Source organism: Flavobacterium sp. (assembly GCF_041911335.1).
In the GTDB taxonomy this organism is placed as follows: domain Bacteria; phylum Bacteroidota; class Bacteroidia; order Flavobacteriales; family Flavobacteriaceae; genus Flavobacterium.
The window spans coordinates 1-11,584 of sequence record NZ_JAYRPD010000047.1 but is presented as its reverse complement, the minus strand read 5'-3'; the positions used below and the strand labels follow the sequence as shown (position 1 = coordinate 11,584).

Genomic DNA, 11,584 nt, shown 5'->3' with positions numbered 1-11,584 from the left:
TTCAATCCCACAAAATTAGGAGAAAGAAAATGGTATAACTATTTCATTTCTATTGATGAATTGGTTTGAGCAAGAAATTTTATAGACGGTTATCTAATTCATATTTATTCTGATGAATACAAAACCGAACATTTAGCAACTTATACATTGTCTTATGATGTCTATAATAAAAAAGATATATTACAAATAAATTATGAAAAAATAGATTAAACAAAAACCGCTTTTCGAAAGAATAGCGGTTTTTTTGTTTTTATTCACTTTCAAATTGTACTTTTCGCCTGATTTCATTACCAAATTCATCTACTACAGTAATGACATGGAATCCTGTTGTAGCAAAAATAGGTTTCTCATGAAAGGTTTTTGTATTTCCTACATACTTATCATCTAAATACCAGAATAACTCCGCATCTGAATTAGAATGTGCTACTTTGATGATAGTCGGCTGCACTTTACTTTCAAAATCTTTAGTTAATATAATTTTAGTGTTAGCTTTTGGATAGATAAAATCCATACGTTTGTCTTGTAAAGCATCAACGCAATCGCTTCTAAAAGGCGGTAAATTTTGATAATTTACATTCTTACTTTTATAATACCATTCCATAACCGGAGGCAAAACAAACCAAGATTTAGCTACCATTTCATCAACGTTTTCGCAATGGCTATTGACTCTAAATTGCTGATTTTTATCTAAATGAATAATTTTATGATACGGACAATTGTTTGTTTTTTTTGCTGTTTTTGGAATCCATTGTTTTATTTTCGGGCAATGGTCTTGTGCTAAATAACCCGAAAGGGCACAAACCTCGACAGGATCTAAGTCGTTATACGGCATTTCAAACCATTTCGATTTTGGTAATAATCTGAATACATCAAACAGAATAGGCGCTGCACTATCAACTCCTGTTAATAATGGTCTTCCTTCGCCTGTGGCATTTCCTACCCAAATTCCCACTACGTAATCTTTAGTTACACCAATTGCCCATGCATCTCTACTTCCAAAACTCGTCCCTGTTTTCCATGCGATTTCTAATGAAGAATCGTAAAATTTCCACGCTTCATCGCCTTCTGGTCGGTTGACTTCTTTCATCGCATTAAAGGTTTGCCAAATAGCGCCAGCACCAAAAATGTTTTTCTGACGCGAACTTTTTCCAAAATCAGGTTGAAAATTTGCATCGTAATTCAAATTTAGCATTTCATTTTTACGATATTTCGAATCGTTTTGATTGAAATACGTTAGCGTGGAAGACATATAAGCATAGGCTTTACATAAATCCCATAAATTGGATTCGGCACCTCCTAAAATCAACGACAAACCATAATTAGAAGGTTGTCGGTTGACATTTCGCAACTTCAACTGTTGCAATTTTTCATAAAACTGATTCACAGAATAATCTTGCAACATCAAAACCGATGGAATGTTCAACGAACGCGCCAAAGCTCTACTCGCAGGAACAGCACCATCATAAGTCAAATTAAAATTCTGAGGCGAATACCCTGAAATTTGGGTTGGAACATCGGGAACCAAAGTTTGCGGTAAAATATAGCCGTCATTCAACATGGCAGCGTACAAATAAGGTTTCAAAATACTGCCTGTACTTCGTGGCGCTTCAATAATATCAACATCTTTTTGATGTTCTTTATCGGTAGGACTATTTCCAACATACGTGATTACATTTCGCGTTTTCACATCGACCACTAAAACCGAAATATTATACACTTGATTTTGCTTGTAATAGTTATAATATTGTTTTACAATTTCGTTCGTGCGTTCTTGCAAATCCAATTGAATGGTGGTATTTATTTTTTCTGCTGGATGTTCTTTTGCTACTTTTTGAACCAAATGAGGCGCAATTTGTGGTACATCAAACGGTTTTTGAGGTAAACTTTCTTGTAATGATAATTCATAAGTTGCTTTGTCAATGACTTTATCTGTGTACAATTTCTTTAGCAATCTGTTACGTTTCGCTAATAATCGTTCTTGATTTTTTCCGGGATAAATTAAACTTGGCGCATTGGGTAAAACCGCTAAAGTAGCTGCTTCCGCCCATGATAATTGATGCGGTTGTAACCCGAAATATTTCCAAGATGCCATTTCTAACCCTACTACATTACTTCCAAAAGGTGCATGAGCACAATATAATTCTAAAATTTTATCTTTCGAATGGCGAAATTCTAATCGGGTTGCGAGAATTATTTCAATTCCTTTTTCAAAATAGGAACGCGACTTTCCTTTTCGGTGCAAACGAATCACTTGTTGGGTTAATGTACTTCCTCCACGAACCACACGATTTGCTTTTCGATTTTGCTTAAAAGCATGATACATGGAAATTGGGTTAAACCCAAAATGCTTATAAAAATGTTGGTCTTCAAAAGCAACAATACATTTTTGAAATTTATGTGGCACACTATCACTTTCTGGAAAACGCCATTGACCATCGGAAGCGATTTTAGCTCCTAAAAGTTGCCCATCTTGACTTTCAATTACGGTCGAATAGTTGTTTTCGAATAGTTGTCTTGGGAGTGAAAAATAGTAAACCACCACAAGCAATAAGCTTATGGCAGTTTTAATTTTATTATTCCTAATTTTAGTTTTTAATCGAGTAAACCAACTTACTCTTTCACTATTTGCACCCATTGTCCTTTGGTTCTTGCCAAATAATTATTGTCGTACATCGCCTCACATTGCACTCCTGGGAAATAATATTTTCCTAAGTAAGTGGCATTTAACAACATGGTAAACGTTTTGGTTTCACCAGCTCTAATTCCGAAATAGAATTGTGTTCTGTCATCGCGAATATCAATGTAATCAGCTTTGTTTTCGGCATAACTTCCAAAATCGGTATAACGTGAATTCATAATTTCAAATCCAGAAGGAACAATTTGCGAAAGAGCTACATTTTCTAATGTTTCATCCGATTGATTTCTAATGGTTACTTTCGCTACGATTTCGGTTCCTTGTTTTACAGAACTTAAATTCAGAACAGTTCCTTTTCTATCTTTATAAACTACTGAAGTTGAGAAGTTTTTCTGAATTTCTTTTTCTTGTCCAACAGGTAAAATACCACTATTTAAGACACGAACATAAAGTGTTCCGCTGTTTTTATTTTGAATCGTTACCGAATTCGAACCTTGTTTTACTACTAAATTTCTATCTACAAATGCTTTTTTAGAGCTAATGGTTTCCGATTTTCCAGCTACTGAATACGTCATATTCACACCTTTTCCACCATTTTTAAGTGCAAATTTGGACATCGCATACAATCCAAAAGCTGTTGTTTGCGTACTCATATAACGATTAGACGATAAATCTTTAGCTAATTTGTTTGCCATTTCATACGCTTTCGTTTTGTTATCTACCAAAATGTACGTTTCTAAAACCATAGCTCTATTTCTTTCTTCCGAACCATAGTAATAATCTGCATATCGTTTGTCTTCTTGAGTAGTTGTTGTTCCTATCAAAGATAATGCGGCTTTCTTTTGACCGGCTAAAGCATAAGCGGCAGCTAATCGTAATTTGGATTCGTTTGAGATTCCAGTGGTTTCTCTTAATCTGTTCATTGAACCCATATCAGCTGAACCTGCTAATGCTAGAGTGTATAAACGATACGCTTGAGCAAAGTCATTGCGATATTGCGCGTTGAATCGCCATTTTTTAGCTTCGGATTGTTGGAATGAAATCCATTTATTTTTAAATCCGATTGGTAAAACATAGCCTTTTTTATCTGCTTCAATTAAGAAATGTCCCGCATAAGAGGTTGACCAATCATCCACATAATTATTGCCTTGCCAATAACTTAATCCACCATTTGATAGTTGGAAATTCCCTAATTTTAGAATTCCAGCATTAATATTTCGTTGAATTTCTGCTTTTTTGTTAGCATCAACATCCATAATATCCGCCAAATACAATTGTGGAAATACAGCCGAAGTCGTTTGCTCCACACAACCATGTGGATATTGAATCAAATAACTCAATCGACCATTAAAATTGATGGTTGGGAAAGACGAAACTTCTAATCTTGCTTTATTACTTCCTGCTACTCCAAATGTTTTCCAATTGATTGTTTTGGAACCGTTTGCTGGAATTACCATGTCTACGTAATCATTGGTAACCGGATTTGGATTCGTAATATCAACTTCTACCCCATAGGTCGATTTTTCTTTTCCTGATGTGGCAATGACTTCTATTTTTCCAATTCCTGTTGCGCTTCCAACTTCTAAATTAAAATAGATTACTTTTTCATCTGGCGAACTGAAACTTACATTTTGAGTTGCATTTCCAATAATTCGTACTCCGTTATTCGTTTTTAATTGAACATTAACATTTTTCACTTGGCTTTCCATTGCGAAAACGGTTACTGGCAACATAATTCTTTCGTTTGGAGAAATTTTTCTTGGCACCGAAGCTAATACCATAACCGGTTTTCTCACAAAAGAAGTTTTTTCTACACTTCCGTAAGCACTTGTTTTAGCATCACCAGCAACAACCATTGTTCGCACCGAACCAACATAATTTGGTAAAGTAATGGTGTGTGATTTGGTTTGTCCTTTTTCCAATTTGAATGGTCCTAAATATATAACAACTGGTTTAAATCGATTAGCTTTTTTAGCATTTCCGCCCGCTAAATCTTGGTCACCACCAATGCTGAAAATTTGGTTGATTTTTCCACCATAAGCACCAATTACATCATCATAAACATCCCAAGTTTTTACGCCAAGCGCTTGTCTTGAATAGAATTTTTCCCACGCATTTGGCGTTTTAAATCGGGTTAAATCTAACAAACCATCATCTACAATTGCAATAGTATAGGTCATTTCTTTACCTGATTTTTCACTTACTTTTACGATAGTTTTTTGTTCCGGTTTTAACACCGCAGGAATTGATACTTCAGGCTCTAAAACGGTATTTTTATTGATTACTTCTACAGGCAAAATTCCATACATTCGAATAGGTGTATCGTTTATCGTAGAAGCATGTGGTTTTAACAACGAAATATGGAAATACACATTTGGCGCCATATCACCTGTGATAGGAACTTCTACTTGTGTTTCGCCTTTTTTAGTGGTTGCCCAAAGAGTTTTAATAACTTTCGAACCATTTTCAATCGAAATTAAAGCTCTTCCGCCTTCACTGGATGGAAAAGAAACGATAGCATTTTCTCCAACATTATATTTCTCTTTATTAGTTGTAAACACCAACATATTTGCCGTTTCGCTACTTCCTTGACGTGATTTTCCTGACCAATAAGGCCAATCGACATAAGAAGTTAAACTTGTTGCGTGACCATCATTTGTATCTTCTACTCGAATTAAATATCTTCCCCAATCGGCTTCTGGAATTTTAAATTGAACGCTTGCTTTTCCTGATGCATCAGTTGAAACCACGTAGTTTCTATAAGCGGTTGTTACTTCAGAAGAATTGTATTGTGATAAATCATCTCCGTCTGAATTCCACCACCAACGCCATTCTACTTTGTACACACGAACTTCTAAGTTTTTAACTGATTTTGGTTTACCCAATTCATCCAAAGTCACAATATCATAACGATTTACTCTATCGGTTTCTAATAAGCCGTATTTGTTTGGTTCTGGTGCTTTTATCCCAACATAAGTTTTAAATGGAGAAAACGTTGCGGTTGCTACATCTGTACTAAAATCACCTCCGTTTTCAAAGGCTTTTGTTTGAAAAACCATTTTCAGTTTTCCTGGCGCTTGACTAGTGATTTTTGGTTGAATCGCCACTTTAGCTTTTCCTAAATCATTTACTTTTCCAGAAAAAACGTTTACTTCTTCGGTATAAAATTTACGTACTTCGTCATCAAAATCATATTTTTCATATTTTTTGAAAACGGTTTGTTGTTCCAAGAATTTAGCTTGCATTTCTACTTTCAAGTTTTTCGCAACTGCTCCATGCAACCAAGCTACTTCGACTTCGCCACCATTTAGCCTATTACCAGAAAGTTGTTTATCAGCAAAACTATTTTTGATTTTTAAACGATTTGGCTTAATGGTTTCAATCTTGATGCTTTTGTAAAAATGAACACCACCAATTGAAATTTTTGCTTCCCAATTTCCTGTTGGATCGCTATCTTTTGTAGCTAATTTGAATTTGTAATGATTCAAGCTATTGTATTTTTGAACCATTTGGTAGCGCATTTTTCCTTGTGGATCGCTAAGTCTAAAAGTTATTGGATGCGATTTTTCTAATTTGCTTTCTACATCATTTAGCATGAAAGCCAAGTGTAAAGTATCGCCAGGACGCCAAACACCTCTTTCGCCATAAATAAAACCTTTTAAACCTTTTTGTAATTCTTCGCCACTTACATCAAAATTACTTACAGATAACGATTGTCCTTCATCGAGTTTTACGTAAGTTGTGTTTTTATCTTTGGTAACAATAGCAAAATAAGCATATTTCTTTAATTCTGTTTTAGCTATTCCGTCGCTATCCGTTGTAATAGTTCCTAAAAGTTGTTGTTGAAAATTATACAACTCAATTTTTGCTGCTGCTTCTGGTAGTGTTGATACAATATTGTTTACAGCAAAAACATAAGAACCATTTTCGCCACGTTTTGCAATAACACCTAAATCAGAGGCAATAACATTTGTAAAAATGGTATTGTTGTAATAATACGAATCGGTACACGGATCTTCTCTTTCATACCAATCGTAACCTTCATAATAGTAATCATCATAATAATCATGATTGCTTCTTACTTCATCATCTTGCTCTTGTTCTTCGTTGTTTTCTTCATCTACATAAGCAGAAGTGCATTTGTAAAGTGAATATTTACGCTTATAAGATATTTCAACTCGATAAATAGCCCCTGGATTAGGAGTTATTACTTTAGATAAATCAATAGCATAAGCATTCCATTTGCTAGAATTTTGCAATTTGTTTTTATTTAAAGCAATCGTTTTTTTAACAATTGGTTGCGCTACTTTTCTTAGGTTTCTACTTCCGTTTAGTTCATTGTCTTGAAGGAATTGTAGAATGTTGTTTTTGTAAATTTGGTACACTTTAACATCAACCGCACTCAAATTTACTGATTCAAAATTAATTTTTAAGTTGTTTGAACTTGGCAAAATAGTTCCGCTTTTTATAAAACGAACTCCTGGTTTTACTTGTTCGAAAGTAACTTTCTCCGAGAAATTTTGTTTCATTTTGTAGCCGTCTTCACTTTCTATTCCTTGAAAGACTTCTACTAAAAGTTCTCCTTTTAAAGGTTCATTAAAAAAGACTTTTAGTAAATTTCCTGCTGTTGCAAAACGTAAATTAAGAGCTGACTCAACTTGTACCAAACCAGAAAAATCTTGATCTCTGTTTAAAGGATCGGAAAAGTTTAATAACAATACCTGATTGTTGTCTTTTTCAACTTCTGCAGAAACAATTTTAAAGTTGTTTTTTCCAGGAATATCATAAAGCATTTCGCCTTTTTGGTCAATGTCAAAAGGATTTCCATCCCAAGAAATTTTGATTTTACTATCTTCAACTTGTCTTTTAATACTATCTATTACAAATTTGTATTCTTTTTTGTTGCTTAACTCTTTTACAAACTTAACTTTTACTGTTTTATCTTCTTGATTAACAGCAATTAACTTTTTAGCAGTTTCAAAATCCAAATCATCGCTCGATGTTATGACTCCGTTCAAATATTGATAATCTTTACTATACGATTGTAAATCGTTTGTAGTAACCATAAAATCTTGCTTTATGGTTTTGATTGTAAAATTGAAATCTTTTAGTTTATCAGGAACATTCGTTAATTGAGATAAATGAAGCGTAACTTGGTATTCTTTGTTCTGATCTAATTTTTTTTCAGGAATAAAAGCAATTGTGTTATTAGAAAGCGCAACTACTTTACCACTAACACTCGGATTGATAGTAAATAAATTTTCATCTAACTCTTCATTTGCAGTCCATTCTTTTTTATCAAATGCTAAAACAACTCTAATATCGCTACTTGCCGAGACCAATCCCGAACTAAAGTTGAGAATATACGCTTTGAAAAGAGAGAAATCAGAATTGAAATCTTTAGCGCTTTTAGAGCACGACAAAGCTACAATCAATACAAATATCAATTGTAAAAAACGAGTTGTTTTCATTTGGAAGGAGATTAGAGAGTTAGTTTGTTTTTGTTCTCAAATTAGCAATAACAAAAACCGTGCAAATTCTTATGTAAATATAAAAATATTTTTTGAATAAAATCCTTACAAAAATTTATCGCTTATTTTTAAAAAAAGTTTTCATTAAATCGGCACATTCTTTTTCTAAAACACCTGAAATTACTTGGGTTTTCGGGTGTAATTGGGTTCCCATTTTTTGAAACCCACGATTTTCATCAGAAGCACCAAAAACAATTTTAGAAATTTGAGACCAATACAAAGCACCGGCACACATTTGGCAAGGCTCTAATGTCACGTATAAAGTACAATCTTTCAAATATTTTCCTCCGATGAAATTCGCAGCACTGGTTATAGCTTGCATTTCGGCATGAGCGGTGACATCATGAAGCAATTCTGTTAAGTTGTGTGTTCTTGCAATGACGCGATTGTCAATCACAATAACAGCTCCCACTGGAATTTCACCTTTTTCAAAAGCAATTTTGGCTTCTTGTAAGGCTTTCTTCATAAAAAAGTCGTCGGTAAAAATATTCTCCATAAGTACAAAAATACAACAACCAATTCTTACTTTTGTGCTGTGATGGAAAATTTGCTTTCAAAAATTAACAACCCAACCGATTTAAGGAAACTTCCTGAAAATCAATTACCTCAATTAGCCAAAGAATTGAGAGATTTTATCATTGATATTGTTTCAAAAAAGGAAGGGCACTTGGGAGCAAGTTTAGGTGTTGTTGAATTAACAATCGCATTGCATTACGTTTTTAATACGCCAGAAGATTTGTTGGTTTGGGATGTAGGTCATCAAGCTTACGGTCATAAAATTCTAACCGAAAGACGTGATATTTTCCATACTAACAGAGAATTGAACGGGATTTCGGGTTTCCCAAAGCGAAGTGAAAGTATTTATGATACGTTTGGTGTTGGACATTCCTCGACTTCAATTTCGGCTGCTTTAGGAATGGCTTTGGCTTCACAATTAAAAGGAGAAGTTGAAAAACAACACATTGCAGTGATTGGAGATGCATCAATAGCAAGTGGAATAGCTTTTGAAGGTTTGAATCATGCAGGAGTTACCGATGCGAATTTATTGGTAATTTTAAATGATAATGCCATTGGAATTGACCCAAGTATTGGTGCGTTGAAAGATTATTTGACAGCAGTCAAGGAAGGAAAAAATCCGAAAGAAAACAATATCATCAAATCTTTAAATTTCGATTATTCGGGTCCGATTGATGGTCATGATTTACCTAAGTTAATTTCGGAATTAGAACGATTAAAAACAGTTAAAGGCCCAAAATTCTTGCATGTAATTACAACAAAAGGCAAAGGATTACAATTGGCTGAAGAAGACCAAGTAAAATATCACGCACCTGGAAAGTTTGATGCTGAAACTGGAAAAATCCATCCGAAAGACGAATCGCATCTACCTCCAAAATTTCAAGATGTTTTCGGAAATACTTTAGTAGAATTAGCGAAGCAAAATGAAAAAATCATTGGAATTACTCCGGCTATGCCTACAGGAAGTTCTATGAAATATATGATGGAAGCTTTTCCAAAACGTGCCATTGACGTTGGAATTGCTGAGCAACATGCCGTTACCTTAGCAGCCGGAATGGCAACACAAGGAATGGTAGTTTTTTGTAATATTTATTCTACTTTTCTACAACGCGCTTATGATCAAGTAATTCATGATGTGGCTTTACAAAATTTACCTGTTATTTTTTGTTTAGACAGAGCAGGTTTAGTGGGTGAAGATGGTGCAACTCACCACGGTGTTTTTGATATTGCCTATTTGAATTGTATTCCAAACTTAATTATCGCAGCTCCAAAAGATGAAATCGAGTTGCGAAATATTATGTTTACGGCTTCAAAAGGTTTAAATCATCCTATCGCCATTCGCTATCCGAGAGGAAGAGGCGAAAATGTGAATTGGGAACAACCTTTTGAGAAAATGGAAATCGAAAAAATAAGAGAACTTCAAAAAGGAAGTAAAGTTGCGATTTTATCAACAGGAACTATTGCTAATAATGTTTCAAGAGCATTAAGTGAAGTGAGAAATTCAGAATTGTTTTCACATTATCATTTTCCATTTATAAAACCTTTAGACAATTTAGCTGTTCAAGAAATTGTAAATTCTCATGATGAAATCATTACAATTGAAGATGGCGTTATTAAAGGTGGATTTGGAGAACAAATTAATTCAGTAGTTGCTAATCACAATTTAAATAAAAAGGTTTTAAATCTCGGAATTCCTGATATGTTCATAGAACATGGAACAGTTTTTGAGTTACAACAACTTTGCAAAATAGACGTTAATCATTTAATACAAATATTTAATACTTTTTCAAATGCTTAAAAAAGCTTACTTCTTAGGATTATTTTTTATTTGCTTACAAGCTTCATCACAAATTGTTAGAACAAAATTACCAGATTCAATATCTAATTGGAAAAAAGAAAATGTTATTGGTTTAGATATCTCTCAAATTACGTTTGTAAACTGGAATGCTGGAGGTAATAATTCGATTTCTGGATTATTAAAAGGGAAATTCTTAAGAACTTATACTAATGATAATTTGCTTTGGAAAAACGAATTAATCGCTCGTTACGGGATAAATAAGCAAGAGAAACAAGATGTAAGAAAAACTGATGACCAGTTTCAATTAAATTCTACTTTTGGTTATAGAACTGATACCATTTCAAATTGGTACTATGCTGGAAAATTCAATTTCAATACACAATTTGCCAATGGTTATGCTTATCCAAATACTGATTTAGCAATTTCGAAACCATTTGCCCCAGCGTATACTTTTTTGGGTATTGGAGCAGAATATTCAAGAAAAGATTTGAATCTAAATTTATACATTTCACCATTAACTCAGAAAATCACCATGGTTTTTGATCAAAGATTAGCCGATCAAGGAGCCTTTGGAGTTGAAAAAGCAGTTTATGATGAATTTGGGGTGTTAATTAAAGAAGGAAAAAATATTCGAAATGAAACAGGTATTTTAATTACAAATCAGTGGAAAACTGAAATTTATAAGAATATTAATTTTGAACACAGAATATCGCTTTATACAGATTATATCAATAAATTTGGAAATGTAGATGTTGATTGGCAAATGCAATTTGATATGATTGTTAATCAATATGTAAAAGCAAACATAGGAACTCACCTTGTGTATGACGATGATATTAAGTCTAAAGAAGAAGAGGGAGGGGTTCAGGTTATAAAAGGACCTAAGATTCAATTGAAACAATTATTAGGAATAGGTATAACATATATATTTTAAAATACAATAAAAAAAGGCCTCGCAAATGCGAGGGCACTGAAAAACATCTACTATTTTGATTAGTGCCGTTTTTAGTCAATAAAAAAACGCTTGTAACAGGATTTTAAATATCCGTTATAAGCGTTTTTCTTTTTGCAACTGTTTTTTATTGTAGGTTGTATAAGTTTGTT

5 protein-coding genes are annotated in these 11,584 nt (G+C 33.5%); 2 read left to right on the top strand and 3 right to left on the bottom strand.

The window, feature by feature from the left end; genetic code table 11:
- Positions 1–250: 250 nt before the first annotated feature.
- The 3 genes from pbpC to ACE3PD_RS07535 all read right to left on the bottom strand — a co-directional run bounded on the left by pbpC (position 251) and on the right by ACE3PD_RS07535 (position 8,662).
- A complete protein-coding gene (gene pbpC, locus ACE3PD_RS07545) occupies positions 251–2,635 on the bottom strand; it encodes a penicillin-binding protein 1C (RefSeq protein ID WP_374401111.1) in 2,385 nt (794 codons plus the stop codon).
- Positions 2,611–8,106, bottom strand: a complete 5,496-nt coding sequence (locus ACE3PD_RS07540) for an alpha-2-macroglobulin (protein WP_374401109.1) — start codon at positions 8,104–8,106, stop codon at positions 2,611–2,613. Before ACE3PD_RS07540 ends, pbpC begins: the two co-directional genes overlap by 25 nt.
- A gap of 115 nt (positions 8,107–8,221) precedes the next feature.
- Complete coding sequence (locus tag ACE3PD_RS07535; protein ID WP_374401107.1) at positions 8,222–8,662, bottom strand: nucleoside deaminase; 441 nt, start codon at positions 8,660–8,662, stop codon at positions 8,222–8,224.
- A gap of 42 nt (positions 8,663–8,704) precedes the next feature.
- On the opposite strand from ACE3PD_RS07535, the gene ACE3PD_RS07530 reads away from it, so the two are divergent.
- Both ACE3PD_RS07530 and ACE3PD_RS07525 read left to right on the top strand, forming a co-directional pair.
- Entirely contained in the window at positions 8,705–10,480 is a 1,776-nt protein-coding gene (locus tag ACE3PD_RS07530) for a 1-deoxy-D-xylulose-5-phosphate synthase (protein ID WP_374401354.1), read from the top strand.
- On the top strand, positions 10,473–11,414 hold the full coding sequence (locus tag ACE3PD_RS07525) for a DUF3078 domain-containing protein (RefSeq protein ID WP_374401105.1): 942 nt from the start codon (positions 10,473–10,475) through the stop codon (positions 11,412–11,414). The genes ACE3PD_RS07530 and ACE3PD_RS07525 overlap by 8 nt, the downstream gene beginning before the upstream one ends.
- The last annotated feature ends 170 nt before the right edge of the window (positions 11,415–11,584 follow it).

What these genes read in the sequence shown, in the direction of transcription:
- pbpC (WP_374401111.1), bottom strand. Translation starts at nt 2,635, where the DNA reads ATGGGTGCAAATAGTGAAAGAGTAAGTTGGTTTACTCGATTAAAAACT.
- ACE3PD_RS07540 (WP_374401109.1), bottom strand. Translation starts at nt 8,106, where the DNA reads ATGAAAACAACTCGTTTTTTACAATTGATATTTGTATTGATTGTAGCT.
- ACE3PD_RS07535 (WP_374401107.1), bottom strand. Translation starts at nt 8,662, where the DNA reads ATGGAGAATATTTTTACCGACGACTTTTTTATGAAGAAAGCCTTACAA.
- ACE3PD_RS07530 (WP_374401354.1), top strand. Translation starts at nt 8,705, where the DNA reads ATGGAAAATTTGCTTTCAAAAATTAACAACCCAACCGATTTAAGGAAA.
- ACE3PD_RS07525 (WP_374401105.1), top strand. Translation starts at nt 10,473, where the DNA reads ATGCTTAAAAAAGCTTACTTCTTAGGATTATTTTTTATTTGCTTACAA.